Raw genomic sequence first — 16,101 nt, 5'->3', positions numbered from 1 at the left:
CTATTCTCCGCCGGGCTGGGGCGCGTAGGCGAAGAGCCTGCTCAGGGAGTCGATCAGCAGGGCCGGCACGGCGAGCCGGGCGAAGATGCCGTCGGGAGCCAGGCGGGGGTACCACAGCGCGTCGCCGCCTGCGGTCCCTGCGCCTGGGTGGTGGTTGGTGCGCCATACGCCGGAGAGCTGCACGGTGCTGTCGGGGCGGACGGTGGGGCAGTCCTCAAGTGCGGGAAGCGGCGGCGGAGGCTGCCATAGCGGTGCCGGGGGAAGTCCACCGAGGGTGACCTCTACCCGGCAGTGGTTCCGGTCGGGGACGAGGACCCGGCCGTCGGGCGTGACAAGGTCGGAGCGGAGCGTCACCCGGTACCGGCCCGCCCCGGTCTGCTCGGCGAGGATCCGGCACCGGGGCGGGGTGCCGTTCGGGTCGGTGTAGAGCGGGGTGGCGATGACCAGGTCCCGGAAACCGGTCACTGCCAGGCCGGGGGCGAGACGGTGCGCGGCTTCCGCTGCCAGAGCGAGCATCATCGCCGCGGGCAGCAGCGGGCGGCCGTCGGCGAGATGCTCGGCCAGGTAGGTGTCGCGCCGTGGATCGGCGCGCCAGGTCCACCGGGCCGCCCGGTCCGCGGCGGGTAGCTCGCGGTCCGGTGCGCCGAGCAGCCCGCCCGGTGGCGCTGCGGGGGCGGTGAAGTCCGGCACGCCCGCCAGGCGATTGCCGGGGCTGAAGGCGTAGAACGGGGTGGGGTCGAGCGGACGGGGGGCGGTGAGCTCGGACAGGAAGACGGCCGCTCCGTCAGCGTTGTCGAGCCCGGTGAAGCCGTACGCGCGACTGAGCCGGCCGGCCGCGTCCTTGACCATGCCGGTCTCCCGCCACAGCCCCCAGCTGATGGTGAACTCTTCGGTGTCTCCGCGGTGCTGGGCGCGAGCGGCGGCGGCCAGGTACTCGTTGGCGGGCGAGTAGTCGGTGTCCCCGGCGCAGCCTGTCAGGCCGCTGACGGAACCGAAGTTGCACCACAGGCGGGGGGCCGGGTCGGCGAACGCCCCCTTGAGGTGGTGGTATCCGGCGACCTTGGTGTCACGTACGGCCCGGAAGTCGGCGAGGGTCTTGTCGCGGACTGCTGCGGAACGGATGATCCCGGCTCCGTGGACCAGCAGGTCCACCCGGCCCTCCGCCGCGTACACCTCTCGCGCCGCCTGCTTGACCTGCTCTGGTTCTCGCAGGTCGCACACCAGGTAGTGCACGCGGTCGGGACCGCACAGCGCACGGAGCGTACGCAGGGTGCGCTGGATCTCGCGGGTGCGCAAGAGCGTGTCGAAAGACTTGTTCAAGGCGGGCAGCGCGGTGCCCGGGCGGGTCTTGAGTTCGTGGGCGAGGTAGCTCCGGCGGGCTTCGGGCAGCTTGTTGTCGGGGGTTTCCAGCAGGGTTTCGGGCACTTCGCCCGCGGGAGTGGTGCCGAGCAGCCATACCCGGGGGCGGATCTGTTCGGCCAGCGCCGCGACGGCGACCGCGGTGGCGCCGCGGGCGCCTCCGGTGGCCACGACCACCGCGCCCTTTCCCAGGGCCGAAGGGCCGCCGTGCCGGTTCCTGGGAAGCGGCGCAGGACAGATCTCCTCGACATAACGTAGTCCTTGGCGGTAGTGGACGACGGTCCGGTCACGGTGTGCGGACCGCTCGGCGGTGACCTGCCCGAGCCCGGCTTCCAACGTGGCATCGGTGACCAGGGCGAAGACCGTGCAGGGAAGTTCGAGTGCGAGGCTGCGCAGGAATCCGGTGAGCAGAGTCAGGTGCGGGTGGGTGGTGTGGCCGCGCAGAGGATCGAGCAGCAGCGCGGCCACCGAACCCCCGGTGTCGGGAGCGAGTTCCCTGACCGCCGGCAGGACGCATTCCTGGAGCCGCAGCAGTTCGTCCGGAGGCGTCACGGGCCAGGCGTGCTCCGCCTCGCGCCCGCGGACCGAGCCGACCACCAGAAGATCACGGAACGGCCCTGTCCCCCGGCCGGCGGCCTGGGCCAGGACGATTTCCTCGTGGCCCGGTCGCGCGTAGGCCACCACGTCGCTCGGTGCGGTGCGCGGGTCGGTGCTGATGAGGTAGGCACCGCACTCCCGGGCCCGCCGGGCCAGCGCCCGCGCGGCGGCTGCCGAGTCGACGAGAACGAGCGTGCCGGACCTCAACGCCGGTGAATCGGACGCCTCCGGACTGCTGGGCACCGCATCGCGGCGGCGGTAAGCGAGCACAGCCCGCTCCACACCCCTGACCGGCGGGCCCGGGGCCGGCCCGTGCCGCGCCGTGGCGGGCTTGACCAGCACCCTCGGACCCGGATCCCGGCCTTGCACGACCGAACACGGTGAGCCCGAATGGACAGCGCGCAGCACAGCGAGCGCCCCTTCGGCCCCCTGGTAGCCGAGGGCGTCTCCCGCGCCGGAACCGGGCAGGTCGTCATCGCACGCACCCGGCCTCCCGGACATGTCAGCCGTTTCGGTGGCGATCTCCGCCAGAACGTGCCAGCCGTGCTCTCGGGCCAGGGACCCACGCGTGAGAACCAGCAGCACCGCTGCCTCCGCCAGGGAATCCGGCCGTACCCCGGCCAGCTCCTCCATCACTGGCGAGCTGTTGCCGTTGATCCCCAGGACGAGCGCCACGTCAAGCTCTCCTGTGGCGAGATACCGCTCCGCGACGTGCAGAGCGGCCTGGGTGGAGGCGCGGCCCGAATCAACCGCGAGGGTGACGCCATTGAGGCGGAAGCGGTTGGCCACCCGGCAGGAGATCACGTTCGCGAGCTGGCCCGGCATGCTGTCGTCATTTGCCGCAGGTAGCCGATTCCGCAACTGCTCGAGATGTCTGCGCAGCCGCCCGGTGTCCGCCGGCAGTGTGGCCGGGTGTCGCGCGACCGTAGCGAGCAGGTCGTCCGCTGCGACCCTGAGGGAGTAATCGGCCATGGCGCGGGTCGGCCCCATGTGCCCGGTGATCACCCCCGTCGTCTCGCGGTGGCGCTCCCACAGCTCCCCGTGCTCCTCGACGAAGGCGGAGGCGACAGCCGTGGCCATCAGATGAGTGCGGTCGATACTGCAGGCGGCGAGCGGCGGCATCCGCAATTCCTTGAAGGGCGGCAGCGGATACGTATCGCCGAAGGAGCGCCGGGGCCCGGGTCCCTCGCCGCGCAGCCAGGCCGCGGTGGCATCCCGTCCGGGCATGCCGGGGAAGTGGGTCTGCCAGCCGACCAGGACCATGGGGTCGTCCGCCCGTGGAGTGAGCGCCCCACGCGGAGCGGGCGCCTCGGCCGGTTCGGGGCCGTGCAGGACGAGGTGTCCATTGGTGCCTCCCAGACCGTAGGCGCACACGGCGGCGGTACGGCGACGCCCGGGCAGGGCCGGCCACGGCCGGTCCGTCACCGGAACCGTGATCCTGTCGGCCTTCACGCCATCGGGGAACCGGGTGAAGTACCGTTCGCCGGGGATGGAGCCGTGCTTGAAGGCGAGCAGCGCGTGCACGACGGAGACCACTCCGGCAGCCCATCCTCCGTGCCCCACCAGCGGTTTGTTCGAGGTGAGCAGATGGCCTTGCGGGCCGGCGAGCGCGGCGAGCCCCTCCAGTTCGACGGCATCGCCGACCCGGGTGCCGGTGCCATGACCGACGATCCACTCCACTTCGTCCGCGTCGATACCGTTGACGGCGCGGGCACGCAGGACGGACAGCTCCTGACCGTTGATGTCAGGGGCCCGCACGCTGCCCCGGCCGTCGACGGAGCCACCGAATCCGCCGAGCAGGCCGAGAATCCCGTCGCCGTCCGCCAGCGCCCGGTCCAGCCGCTTGAGGGTCACGATGCCGGCCGCGTCGGAGAACAGCACCCCGCAGGCATCCTTGTCGAAGGCACGGATCTCCCCATTCGCGGACAGCCCCTTGAGCTTGGCGAACAGAACGAGGTCGCGTCGTCCTCCGGTACTGCTGCCGCCGCACAGCACCACGTCACGCTCACCCGCCAGCAGGCTTTTGACGCCGATGTCGATGGCGTACAGCGAGGACGAGCAGGCGGAGTCGACGGCGAGACGGTCGCTGTCCTCGGGCAAGAGCCCCTGGCAGGCGCGCCGGATCATGCGGTCGGCAAAGATGTCGCGAGGATGGTCCGCCGCATGCGTGTAGCGGTCGCCCAACGCCTCGCGCAGCCGGTCCGCCGCCTCCCCGCTCCCCGCGGCGGCGACCGCGGCGGCCGTCAGCATCGACTCCTCCAGACTGACGCTGCCCGGCAGCGTACCCACGTAGCAGCCGAGCCGATCGCCTTCGCGCCGGGTGACGGTGTCCAGTGCCTGGAGCAGACAGTGCCGCAGCAGCAGGGTCGTCAGGTCGCCTGCCGTCCAGCTGTTCGACGCGAGTTCGGAGGCAAGCTGGGGGTGCGGGGCGAAGTTCCGGAGGAAACCGGCCACGCGGACATGGGTCTTGTCCTCGGCCTTCGGGTCAGGGTCAAACCACTGGTCCAGATCGAAGTGCTCGGGCTCACCGAACGTGTTCCTGTCCTGGTGCAAGATGCCCCAGAACTCATCCGGGCTGCTCGCTCCCGGAACCGCCAGTCCCATACCGACCACAGCGACGGCCTCGGCCACGTGACGCGGGACTTGCTTCCGTACGGCTGAGCCCGCGGCTGCTGAGCCCGGGACCCCGTTCGGCACCAGGGAGGCCCCGGTAGGGGAGCAGGCTGTTTCGGAGGCCAGGACGGCGGCGGACTCCGCCACTTCGTGCAGGGCCGGCCTCCCCTCGACGGCACCGGGCTGTCCCGCTCCGGACTCGCTGATCAGGAGCTGCTCGTGCGCGAAGCCATGGACCTGCGGCAGGAAGGCGGCCGGGGCCGCCCCGGGCGTGGTCACGCCATCACTCCGACCGGCCCGTCGGCCTCCTCAGCAGCCAGCAAGACCATGAGGTCGGCCAGCTTGGGCAGGGTGTTGTAGTCCCGCAGACGCAGCTCTGCGGGCGGGGTCGGCAGGTCGTACCGGTCGAGGAGCTCGACAAGGAGATCGGTCTTCTTGACCGAGGCGATCCCCAGGTCCGCCTCCAGGTGGGCGTCCTCGGTGAAGACCTCTTCCGGATAGCCGAGCGCGTCGGCGAAGACGCGGCGCAGCTCATCGACCAACCGGTCACGCTCCGGCAGCCCGGAACGCGGCTCCACCGGAGGCGCCGGTACAGCGGGAGAGGCGGGCGCAGCAGCCTGCACGGGCCTGACCTGCTGGGCAGCTGGTGCACTCGTCCGGACAAAGGGCGGTGCGGCCGCGTCGGCGGAACCTGCGGACAGCAACACCTCGAGGATGTCCCGGCCGTCCGGATCTCCTGGGGGCGGCCCCACCAACTCTGCCCCCGGTGGCAGGCACTCCACCGCGTACTGCGTCAGGAGCGGCCGGGGACCGGCCTCGAAGAAGGCGCTGACGCCGAGGTCGCCATGGAGCGCCCGCAGCGCCTCCATATAACGAACCGGTTCCGTCAGATGCCGGTCGATGATCCACCGCACATCTTCCACGGACTGCACCAGCCGCCCCAGGAGAGGGGAGAACACCCGGATACGGGGCAGGTCGAGGCGGTAGTGAACTGTCTTCTCCGCCACCCGCCGAGCCGCCCCCGCCAGCATGGGGTTGTGATGCGGGTACGCCACGAGCAGGCGGGTGGCCTGGATGCCGAGGGAACGGGCCGCCTTCTCGAGGCGGTGCAGCTCCTCGACGCTGCCGGAAACCACTGTCTGCTGCGGTGCGTTGAACAGTGAGGGGCGCAGCCACAGACCGCCCACCGCCCCGCACAGATGGTCCGCCCGACGGGCACTGATCCGCAGTGCCGTGAGCCCCCCCGCGAAGTCACCTTCGGCCAGCGCGACCTCCCGTTCGCCCAGCGCGCATGTCGCGTCGTACACCGACAGTGCCCCGGCCGCGGCCAGTGCGGTGAGCTCACCGGTGCTGTGGCCGAGCAGCACATCTCCCGGTCGGCCGTTCGCCACCATTTCCCCGTACAGGACGAGGCCGGTGACCAGCGACGCGAGATGCAGTCGGGTGGGCGTGACGGCCAACTCTTCGATGTCAGGACCGTCCCTGTCCGTCAAAGCCGCGGAGACAGGCTCGACGCCGTATCCACGGGCCGCTCGGTCCACCTCCGCGAGCAGCTTCGAGACCTGCGATTCCGTGGCCAGCCTCTGGAGGACACCGGGCACATAGCCGCCGAGTCCCGGAAACTGGATTGCCGTATACATGACAGAGACCTCCATCGAAGGAATGGGTTCTGCGCTTCCGGCCGGCCGGGGCTGTGGGTGGCCCGGGCTTGCCCCGGGTTGACCACCGCTTCGAGCCCTCACCGCAGGCGGGGCGGCGCGGACGGCTCCAGTTTCGTGTCAGTTCCGGCCTTGGATCCGGAAACGCCGAGATGATGCGGTCGGATCACCACGGCGGCCGCAGTAGCCGGGGATGAACTGCCGGGCGCCATGGAGTTCAAGGCGATGGCGCGTCGCGCCTGAGGCGGCGCAGGAGGGCGAAGCTGATGGCGAACTGCCAGAGGAACGCGGGGGCATAGCCGATGACCACATTGCCGATGGATGCCGGTGACCACGGCCCGGTGGGGAAGAAGGCGATGGCGACGAGGTTGGCGAGGATGAGGTACACGCTCATGACGGGCAGGACACGGTTGGTGAGCGTGACGGGGAGTACGGGGTCGGCGCGGTTGGCTGAGCTCAGGGCGAGCAGCGCGATGGCCAGAGCGATCATGCCCATGGTGCCGACCGCGTTGGTGAGGTCCCACAGCGCGGCGACGATGAACAGTTCGGACGGGTTGTGCCCGTAGGACGGGTAGCCCTGACCCAGCAGTCCGTTGACCAAGACGGCAGCACTCACGGTAGCTTCAAGGGCGGTCCACAGGGCTCCGAAGAAGAGCATGATCTGTACAGCCAAGGGCGTCCGCTCCGCGCGCTGCTGGTAGACGGCGGAGACCAGGACCAGGAACATTCCTGTTCCTGCGGCGAGGGCGAACCAGAAGACGGCCTGGCCTTCGGCGCAGTGGTTCTTCAGCGCGTAGTCCAGCATCGGACGGCCGCCGGCATCGACGTCCGGCCAGGGGACTTTGCCGAAGGCTGTTGCGATGATGAACGTGGTCAGCGGGATGAACGCGGTGCGGCCCGCCCAAAGCAGATACCGCCGGTGATGTTCTGAAATGCGCACGGGACGGTCGGTGGAGCTGTCAGTGGCCATGGCGTTTCCCTTCCCTGGCAGGTGCTGGCCGAGGTCTCTCTTCTGCGTGCCGGCCCACCCGGCGTCTCCGCCCGACCAGGGAAGCGGCAGTCCGTTCCCACGGTCGCGATCGGTGCTGCATCCGAAGCCGACATGACCCACCCCGTCTGTTCCGCGATGGCCGTGCTGTAGCTGAACCGGAAAACCGGCAGCTCACATCCGTCGACCACCTCGACGTCGCCGGTCGGTATGAAGTGCACGTGCAGCCCGTAGTAGGCCACCGCCACCTTCTCCGGAAGCTCGCTCCCCGCCGCGTGGTGCACCCGGTGCAGACCCACCGGCCCGCCCCTCAACAGGACTGCCTTCATCAGAGAAAACCTTTCCGCACAGGGGGGTAACGGGCAGCGTCAGCCCCACGCCGAACCAGCTCGACGAAGAGAGATGAGGAAGATCCCCAATTCGAGAACCTCGGGGGAGGTGCCATCACAGAGCTGTGGTGTGGAAGCGTGGGGAGCGGCGTCGGCTGTTGTGCTCATGGTCTCTGCCTGGGGAATGGGCCGGACGGGAGAACCCGTCACGTGGCAGCAGGCGGGTCCCGGCCAACAGCTCAGGCTTTATGAAGAACCGTTCCAGCGCCTCTGAGCTGCGAACGGCGCAGGACCTGCTCCCTGCATCATGCCTCCTGCACAGGCTAAAAACGCCCCCTTTGCAGAGGCGGACGAAAGCATTCGGAACATGTGAATCCGCCTGGTGGTACAGCTGATACCACCGAGCTCCGCATGCGCCGCCTTTGCGATACCACAGAGAACGCCGGGATGACAGTGACAACAAGGCGGAACACCACACGCAGTCAAGCTGCGGCAGCCTCAACTCGTCATCCGAGAACACCCGCGTCGCCACTGATACCCCACGTCGCTCCACATGCGGGCGCCCGGCACGGGGGTGCCCAAGCCCCCGCCTCGGCCGGCCATGAAGCAGGCTGGGACCGTAGCCCCGGCCCTGGGGAAGGACGGAGTGACGGCCCTCGCCCCGCTCCCGGTGTTCCGGCCACGCGGTCAGCCGCAGCTGCCTGACCGCCTTGTGCCCGTGCGGCTCCATGTCCAAGTGCCATGTGTCGAAGTGCCATCCAGGTCAGAGGAGGGGCGAACGAAATATTCCCGGACTTGCGACAGGGGGGGGAACGGACGGCCTCGGGTCCGGGTGTACGTGTGGCGTTACGCGCCAGTGGTGCGCCGGCCCGAGGTGGAGCGGCTGCGGCGGGCGCGCGGTGTCCGGGGCGCCGGTCAGGTGAACACCTTGGTGCGTAGGTGTCGGCGCCGACCGTGTACGGAGGGAGATTTCCAGCCGGCTGGTCCTATCTGCTCGACGACACGCCGACCGAATGCTTCGGGGAGACTCGGATCTACCCGCCGCTGGCCCGGCTGCAGCTCGACTGCCGTTTCGAGCCCTCCTCGAGCGGCGGCCCCTGGTACGAGGGCTATGACTCCACCGCGCAGTCGGGCACCGTCAACGGAGTCATCAGCAGCTCGCCGGCTGATACGGGCTTCACCACGATCCTCTCGCCCTACTTCGACGGCTACACCTGGCTGCTCTACCAGGAGGCCGACGCGCTGGATTGATCCGGATCCGCGGTCGCGCAACGTCCGCGCGCCCGCGAAAGGCTTGCGCCATCACCCGTGGGTGAGCGCTGTCCGGTCCGTCCTCGAAGTCCCCGGCCATGAGTGCTTCGGCCTGTGGCCGGTCTCGGACGCCGAGCCCCGCACCTTTCACTCGGCGCGCGTCGGCGATGCGCTTGCCCGCACCCTGGCGCTGCCGCCGCGCGACTGAGCGCGTACGGGGCGGCTGGGCGCACCGCATCGGCCGAGCTCGATGCGGATGGCCGCGCTCGCGCCGGGAAGAGCCGGACGGCATCCCCCAGGTTGCCGTCCGCCGCCGGGGCCGGCTGTGCCGTGACCGCGCCCGTACCCCCGGCCCGGGCCCTGCCCGCCCCCGGGCCGTCCGTGTGCGTCCGTCCGGCCCGCCCGGTATCGTCCATGACGGGCGATCCACCCAAACCGATGCGGCTTTGTCCGGCTGGGCAGCCGCGGCTGTCGGCAGAGGAGCGGGGCCACGTGACCAAGCACGGCATCCACGCGGTGGCTGCCACGGCCGCACTGGCCCTGGCGGCGTTCTGCTCGATACCGAGCGGTGCGGCGTTACCGCACAGCCGTACCGCCGGGCCCGGACCGGCCGCCCCGCCGCGGTTCGTGCCCGGTCCCTGCCCGGAGACGCCCGCGCCGGTCACCGCGCTGAGCACCGCGCGGTGCGGTTTCCTGGAAGTCCCCGAGAACCGTGCCCGCCCCGGCAGCCCGACGATCCGGCTGGCCACGGCGGTCGTACCCGCCACGTCGGCGAAGCCCGCCGAGGACCCGGTGGTGTTCATGGCGGGCGGCCCCGGCGGCGACACGTTCGACGACATCCCCTTCCTGGTCGACTCCGGCCTGAACCGGGATCGCCCGCTGATCGTCATGGCCCAGCGCGGCAACCTCCACGACCGGCCGAACCTCGCCTGCCCGGAGCTGGACCGGTTCGCCGCGCGGTACGTGGGACTCGGCCACGACGCGCCCCAGGCGGAACGCCGCCTGCTGGACTCCGTGAAGAAGTGCCGGAACCGCCTGGCGGCCGACGGCATCGACCTGAGCGCCTACAACACCACCGAGAACGCCGCCGACTTCGCCGACCTGCGCACGGCGCTGGGAATCCCCCGGTGGAACGTCTACGGCTACTCCTACGGCAGCGACCTGGCACTCACCTACCTGCGCCGGCACCCCCAGGGGATACGCGCGGTGGCGATCGACTCGGTCACCCCGCCGCAGATCGCCACCCTGCCGTGGACCTGGAGCAGCGCCCGGGAGGGCATCGAGAACCTCCTCGGAGCATGTGCGGCCGAGCCCCGCTGCGGGAGCCGCTACCCGGACCTCCGCCGCACTCTCACCGAACAGGTGCGCAGGTTGGAAGCGCGGCCTTTGACGCTGACGGCCCGGCCGGCCCGCGGCGGAGACCCGGTGAAGGTCGTCCTCGACGGGGGAGCACTGCTGAACCTGCTGGTCGCCAACGCCGTCAAGGCCCCCGACGTCCCCGCGGCGATCGAGGAGCTCGGCCACGGACACCCGGAGCGCTTCGCACGGGCCCGCGCCGCCGACTCGGTCCAGGCCGTCGGCGAGACCGCCCACGGCCTGACGGAGTCCGTGGCGTGCGGCGAGTGGGCGCCGGGCTCCGGACCGTCCGACGTGCTGAAGGCGGGGCGCCGGGCCTTCCCCGGATGGCCGGACACCGTCCTGGCCCAGGCGCCGCAGCTCCCGTTCCAGCACCAGGTGTGCCGCGTCTGGGACGTACCGGACCGCACCTCCGCCCAGCGGGTGGCCACCGTGAGCGCGGTGCCGACGCTCATCGTCTCCGGGACGTTCGACACGAAGACCGGGGCGAGCTGGGCGCGGGCGGCGGCCCGTACGCTGTCCCGCTCGACCTCCGTGCGGATCCCCGGGATCGGACACTGGGTGGTCCCGCAATCGCCCTGCGCGCAACGGGTGCTGGCGTCGTTCCTCGCCCGTCCGACCGCGCCCGACACCGCTTGCGTGGCCGGTCTCACGCCGAAACCGTTCACGATCGTCCCGAAGTGACCGGGAGGGCAGATGTCACTCGACCACGCACCCCGCCGTCGCCGTACCGCGCGCCGGTTCCACGCCACGCCGGCCGCGGTGACGACCGCGATCCTCGTCACCGGGCTGCTCGCGGCGCCCGCACGCGCGGAACACGGCACCGGGACCCCCACCGGTACAGTCGCCCGGACAGTGGGCCGTGCCCACTTCCGGCCGGGCCCCTGCCCGAGGACGCCGGAGCCCGTCGCCGCGCTCGAGAAGGCCCGCTGCGGAACGCTCACCGTGCCCGAGAACCGCGCCGAGCCCGACGGCCGGCAGATCGCCCTCGGCGTCGCCGTCGTACCGGCGGCGACCGGCAAGCCGAAACCCGACCCGGTCGTATGGCTCGCCGGCGGCCCCGGCGACGACGCCGTCGGGGAGGCGAAGACGGCGATCGACGGCGGTCTGAACCGCGACCGGGACGTGATCCTCATGTCCCAGCGGGGAACGTACTCGGCCGACCCGGCGCTCACCTGCCGCAACATCGACGAGTTCAACGCACACGCGGTCGGCCTCGTCCACGACGCACCGTCCACCGAGCGCCTGCACCTCGAGGCGACGCGCACCTGCCGTGACCGGCTGGCGGCCCCAGGCATCGACCTCGGCGCCTACAACGACACCGAGAGCGCCGCCGACTACGCGGACCTGCGCGTCGCCCTGGGCATCGACCGGTGGAACGTGTTCGGCATCTCCTACGGCACCCACCTGGCCCTCGTCTACATGCGCCAACACCCCCGGGGAACCCGGTCCGTCGGCATCGACGGCATCCTGCCGCCCTCCGAGGCGGGGTCGGCGTCGACCTGGAGCAGCGCCCGGCAGGGCTTCGACGGCCTGTTCAAGACCTGCGCGGAACAGCCCGCCTGCAACCGCCGCTATCCGAACCTGGCCGCCACCTTCGAACGCCTCGTCCGCGACCTCGAAGCCCACCCGGTCACCACCACCGTCACGGTCCCCGGCCACCCGGAGCCGGTGAAAGTCGTACTGGACGGCGGAGCCCTGGTGAACTGGATGACCTCCGCCACCCACGTGGCGGCGGGCGTCCCCCGCTCCCTCGACGAACTGGCCCACGGCAAACCGCGGCGGATCGCCGAGCAGTGGGCGGGCGGCAGACTCAGCCCCCAGGCATTCGGCAGAGTCGCCCACGGGCTCGCCTACGGCGTCTTCTGCGGTGAGTGGGTGCCGTACGAGAGCCGGGCCGAGGCGATCCGGGGCGGGCAGGACGCGTTCCCGTCGTTCCCCCGCTCGGTGCTGGCCCAGGCTCCGCAGCTCACCTTCCTCCGTCCGGACTGCGAAGTCTGGAACGTCCCCGCGGCGCCGCGCTCGATCCGGGAGGCCACGCGGAGCGACATCCCCACCCTCGCCCTGTCGGGCGGCTTCGACTCCCAGACCGGGGCGGCCGCCGGTCCGTACGTCGCCCGTACGCTGAGCCGCGCCACCGTCGTCACGGTCCCCTACGAGCCTCACGTGGTGTTCGCCACGTCACGGTGCGCCCAAGAGATCACCGTCTCCTTCTTCGACGATCCGACCGCCGCGAAAACCGGATGTCTCGGTGGTCTCGAGCCGCCCCGGTTCGAGATCGGCCCGTGAGCCGGCCGACGTGCCGAGGGCCTTCGGAACCGGAGGGGACACGGCCCTTCGGGTTCCGTCGGCCCGGGGTTCATCGAGGTTTCATCGACCGCTGCCACTGTCGGAATCAGCACCCTGGTCCGGGTCACACGGGCCCCGCTGAAAATCCCGCGCATCACGCTCTCCAACGAATCCGGAACGGTTCACCTCCGTGAGTCATGGAGAGCCCGGATCCCGATGAGAGGCCGTTCTGTTGCTTCCGCGTGCTGAATCAGCCCAGCTGACCGTGGCCTGGATCACCTCGAGCTTCCCGCCTGAGGTCAGCGGTATCGCGCTGGGGAATGTGGAGCGAGCCCGGTGGTTCGCCTCGCAGCAGGATGTCCGTTTATGCCTGCTGGTCCCCGAGTCCCCCGAAGGCTTCCCTCCGGTGAGGGTGGGCGCGCCCGGTCTGGAGCTGTTCCCCTACGCCGCCAAGCCGTGGCTTCCCTACCCGATGCTGCCGGTCCCGCGCCGGGCCGCGCTCGCACAGATCGACGCGGCCCTGGAGAGGATCGCGCCGGACCTGGTGGTGGTCATCGACCCCGAACGGTCCTTCGTCTTCGGCTCGTGGGGGCTGCCGGGGCACGCCTACGCACGCCGGCACGGCGTGCCTTACGTGGCCCAATACCAAGGTGACCACTACAACTTCGCCCGGAGCTATCCGGTCTGGCGCCACCTGGCGACCGCGGCGTTCCCGCCCGTCATGCGTTATGTGTACCGCCATTTCGACAGCGCCATCTGTGCGACCCCCTACGCCGCGGACACCTTGGGCGGCCTCAGCGACGTGCGGATCGAGCAAGTTCCCTTCGACAGCGTCGACATCGACGCCTTCGGCCCCGACCGTGCCGACCCCGCCGTTCTCTCCAAGCTGGCGCCTCGTTACGACGGACGCGGCAAACGCCTGCTCTACCTGGGCCGCCTCGCCCGTGAGAAGCGTCTGGACCTGATCATCGGGGCCTTTCTCAGGCTGAGCGCCATGCCCGGCAACGAGGACCTGTCCCTCTTCATCGCCGGCGACGGTCCGCCCGACATCACCGCCCAGGTCACACGCCTTGCCGCCGCCTCATCCCGGATCCATCTTCTCGGCTTCGTCCGCGGCACCGACCGGAGCGCCCTCTACGCCTCCTGCGATGCCTTCTGCACGGCCTGCCCCTACGAGACCTTCGGCTGCACCGTCGTCGAAGCGATGGCCTCCGGAATCCCTGTGGTCAACCCTTCCAGCGGAGGCATCACCAGCATCCTCTCGCATGGTCACAACGCCTACCTCTTCCAGCCCGACAGCCCCGACGCGCTCTTCGGTGCCCTCCGCGCGGCTCTCGACGACAACGGTCGCGTCACCGGCCGGGCGCGCGCCGACGCCGCCCAATTCACGGTGGAGAGATGCTGCACCCATCTCCTCACCAGCTACCAGCGCCTCACCGCCTTGACCACCCGCAAGCGCGAGAGGTGCGTCCACTGCCTATGAGGAGGCAGGCCGTGTCCGCTGGATGCGCACGCCGGGTGCGGGCCGCCGGTCCTCGCGCCGGTCCTCGGCGTGCGGGGGAACACGAACTCCTCGGCGCGGGCCGACGAAATCGTCGGCCCGGCCGCGGCCACAGCGTGCACACTCACCTGATCGGGTGAGCTCGATTCCTCCCGCGGGTAGCGCGGAGTGCGCCGGGCAGCCTCATCCTCACAGGCTTCCCGGACGGGAGGAGTCGCTGTGACGGCACCATCAGGGCCGACCCGCGCCGACTGGGCCGATATCGTGCGGCTGTTCGTGATCGGCGTGCTTCCCGCCCTCGCCCAGGGGTTCGCGAACCGCCGCCCCCTCGCCCTCGGGCTGACGGCCGCGTCGGACACCCACGCGTGGGGCTGCCGGGTTCCGCACGGCTTGCGCATCACCTCGCCGCACCGCCCGGGTCCCGGACGTCCCCTCCCGCGCACCGCCGATCACACGTCGCTGCGGTTCGCGGCGGGCGACCACGCCCCGCACGGCTGACGTCGTGACGGCGTCCTCCCGCCCCGCCGCCCCTCCGGCCCCCGCCGCGCCCGTCCTGTGGTACCCGGGCGACCGTGCGGCCGCCTTCACCCCGGCGGAGATCCTGAGCGCGGCGGGCGTCATCAGAGAAGCCGTCCATCTCGTGACCACCCCCGCGGGGCCGGGGATCGGGATCGCCGTAGGGGGTTCCACGGGCCCGGTCGTCCCCGGCCGGCGGGGACTGGCCCTGCTGGGCACCCTGCCGCCGCTCTACCCGGAGTGGCTCGGCGACCGCGCCTTCGGCGAGGCGCACGGGGTGCGGTTCCCCTACGTCGCCGGGGAGATGGCGGGCGGCATCGCGACCGTGGGCATGGTCTCCGCCATGGCCCGGGCCGGCATGCTCGGCTTCTTCGGCGCGGCCGGGCTGGATCCGGAGCGGGTCGAACGGGCGGTGGCCGAGCTGGCCTCCGGGCTCGCGGGGAAACCGAATTGGGGCGTCAACCTCATCCATTCGCCCGGCGAGCCGATGCTGGAGGACCGGATCGCCGAGATCGTGTGGCGCCACCGGGTGCCGGCCGTCTCCGCCTCCGCGTTCATGTCGCTCACCCCCGCGGTGATCAAGGTCGCCGCCCGCGGACTGCGCCATGGGCCGCAGGGGCGGATCCTGCGCGGCACGCGGCTCTTCGCCAAGGTGTCCCGGCCCGAGGTCGCGGGGCCCTTCATGAGCCCGGCCCCCGCGCCCTTGGTGCGCGCTCTCGTGGAGCGGGGGCAGCTGACCGCGGACGAGGCCCGGCTGGCCGCCCGGGTGCCCGTGGCGGAGGACGTCACCGCCGAGGCGGACAGCGGCGGGCACACCGACAACCGGCCGCTCACGGTCCTGCTGCCGGCCATGCTGGCACTGCGGGACGAACTCACCGCCGTGCACGGCTACGACCGCGCCATCAGGATCGGGGCGGCGGGCGGGCTCGGCACTCCCGCCGCGGTGGCCGGTGCCTTCGCCCTCGGCGCGGCGTACGTACTGACCGGTTCCGTCAATCAGGCCACCCGGGAATCAGGGCTGTCGGACGACGCGAAGGCGATGCTCGCACAGGCCGACATCGCCGACGTGACCATGGCGCCCGCGGCCGACATGTTCGAGCTGGGCGTGAAGCTCCAAGTGCTGCGCCGGGGCTCCCTCTTCGCCGCGCGCGCCACCCGGCTCTACGAGCTCTACCGCGACCACGAGAGCTGGGAGGACATCCCGCCCCGGCAACGAGCGCGGGTCGAACAGGACATCCTCCGGACGTCGTTCGACGCCGTCTGGGCCGAGACGCTGCGCTTCTGGCAGCGGCGGGACCCGTCCCGGCTCCGCGAGGCCGAGCGGGACCCCCGGCACCGGATGGCGCTGGCCTTCCGCTGGTACCTGGGCATGTCGAGCCGCTGGGCGGTGGCGGGGCACACCGAGCGCCGTGCGGACTACCAGATCTGGTGCGGCCCGGCCATGGGAGCGTTCAACCGCTGGGCGGCGGACAGCTTCCTCGCCGAGCCCGGCCGGCGCGACGTGGTGCAGATCGCCCTGAACCTCCTCGAAGGCGCGGCCGTCCTCACCCGAGCCCATCAACTGCGCGGGCACGGCGTCGCCGTGCCCGCCACCGCCTTCGCCTTCCGGCCCCGGCGGCTCTCCTAGCCCCTCCCGGCGCCGCC

At 71.3% G+C, this 16,101-nt stretch carries 11 protein-coding genes; 7 read left to right on the top strand and 4 right to left on the bottom strand.

Features of this window, described 5'->3' with window-relative positions; translation table 11 throughout:
- From AF335_RS17460 to AF335_RS36655, 4 genes are all read right to left on the bottom strand, one after another.
- Entirely contained in the window at positions 1–4,848 is a 4,848-nt protein-coding gene (locus AF335_RS17460; protein ID WP_102919333.1) for an SDR family oxidoreductase, read from the bottom strand.
- Positions 4,845–6,224 carry an acyltransferase domain-containing protein gene (locus AF335_RS17455; protein WP_102919332.1) on the bottom strand — a complete coding sequence of 460 codons (1,380 nt, stop codon included), beginning with the start codon at positions 6,222–6,224 and terminating at the stop codon, positions 4,845–4,847. Before AF335_RS17455 ends, AF335_RS17460 begins: the two co-directional genes overlap by 4 nt.
- A gap of 220 nt (positions 6,225–6,444) precedes the next feature.
- Positions 6,445–7,197: a hypothetical protein gene (locus tag AF335_RS17450; RefSeq protein ID WP_102919331.1), complete on the bottom strand. Its 753-nt coding sequence runs from the start codon at positions 7,195–7,197 to the stop codon at positions 6,445–6,447.
- The gene (locus AF335_RS36655) at positions 7,101–7,544 is read right to left on the bottom strand and encodes a DUF5988 family protein (RefSeq protein ID WP_221505428.1); all 444 of its coding nucleotides are present in this window, start codon (positions 7,542–7,544) and stop codon (positions 7,101–7,103) included. Before AF335_RS36655 ends, AF335_RS17450 begins: the two co-directional genes overlap by 97 nt.
- A 939-nt stretch (positions 7,545–8,483) precedes the next feature.
- Here AF335_RS36655 and AF335_RS17445 point away from each other — a divergent pair.
- The 7 genes from AF335_RS17445 (at position 8,484) to AF335_RS17420 (ending at position 16,084) form a co-directional block, all read left to right on the top strand.
- On the top strand, positions 8,484–8,795 hold the full coding sequence (locus tag AF335_RS17445; RefSeq protein WP_102919330.1) for a trypsin-like serine peptidase: 312 nt from the start codon (positions 8,484–8,486) through the stop codon (positions 8,793–8,795).
- Positions 8,796–8,856: 61 nt separating this feature from the next.
- Positions 8,857–9,003 (top strand): hypothetical protein, encoded by a 147-nt coding sequence (locus AF335_RS34690; RefSeq protein WP_170127729.1) that lies wholly within the window; start codon positions 8,857–8,859, stop codon positions 9,001–9,003.
- A gap of 284 nt (positions 9,004–9,287) precedes the next feature.
- Positions 9,288–10,835, top strand: a complete 1,548-nt coding sequence (locus AF335_RS17440) for an alpha/beta fold hydrolase (protein WP_244927068.1) — start codon at positions 9,288–9,290, stop codon at positions 10,833–10,835.
- A 12-nt stretch (positions 10,836–10,847) separates the two neighbouring features.
- Positions 10,848–12,440, top strand: a complete 1,593-nt coding sequence (locus tag AF335_RS17435; RefSeq protein ID WP_102919328.1) for an alpha/beta fold hydrolase — start codon at positions 10,848–10,850, stop codon at positions 12,438–12,440.
- A gap of 322 nt (positions 12,441–12,762) precedes the next feature.
- Entirely contained in the window at positions 12,763–13,923 is a 1,161-nt protein-coding gene (locus AF335_RS17430; RefSeq protein WP_146045551.1) for a glycosyltransferase, read from the top strand.
- Between the two features lie 237 nt (positions 13,924–14,160).
- Positions 14,161–14,439 carry a hypothetical protein gene (locus tag AF335_RS17425; protein WP_146045550.1) on the top strand — a complete coding sequence of 93 codons (279 nt, stop codon included), beginning with the start codon at positions 14,161–14,163 and terminating at the stop codon, positions 14,437–14,439.
- Between the two features lie 55 nt (positions 14,440–14,494).
- Positions 14,495–16,084, top strand: coding sequence for a PfaD family polyunsaturated fatty acid/polyketide biosynthesis protein (locus AF335_RS17420; protein ID WP_102919659.1), 1,590 nt, complete (start codon positions 14,495–14,497; stop codon positions 16,082–16,084).
- Positions 16,085–16,101: the final 17 nt, after the last annotated feature.

Origin of the sequence: Streptomyces eurocidicus, from assembly GCF_002891295.1 — a bacterium.
GTDB lineage: Bacteria > Actinomycetota > Actinomycetes > Streptomycetales > Streptomycetaceae > Streptomyces > Streptomyces eurocidicus.
Note: the sequence above shows the minus strand (reverse complement) of the source record. Positions and strands in the feature narration are given on the sequence as shown.

Bases quoted from the DNA above. Each gene is read 5' to 3' on its own strand.
- AF335_RS17455 (WP_102919332.1), bottom strand. From the start codon at position 6,224: ATGGAGGTCTCTGTCATGTATACGGCAATCCAGTTTCCGGGACTCGGC.
- AF335_RS17435 (WP_102919328.1), top strand. From the start codon at position 10,848: ATGTCACTCGACCACGCACCCCGCCGTCGCCGTACCGCGCGCCGGTTC.
- AF335_RS36655 (WP_221505428.1), bottom strand. From the start codon at position 7,544: ATGAAGGCAGTCCTGTTGAGGGGCGGGCCGGTGGGTCTGCACCGGGTG.
- AF335_RS17450 (WP_102919331.1), bottom strand. From the start codon at position 7,197: ATGGCCACTGACAGCTCCACCGACCGTCCCGTGCGCATTTCAGAACAT.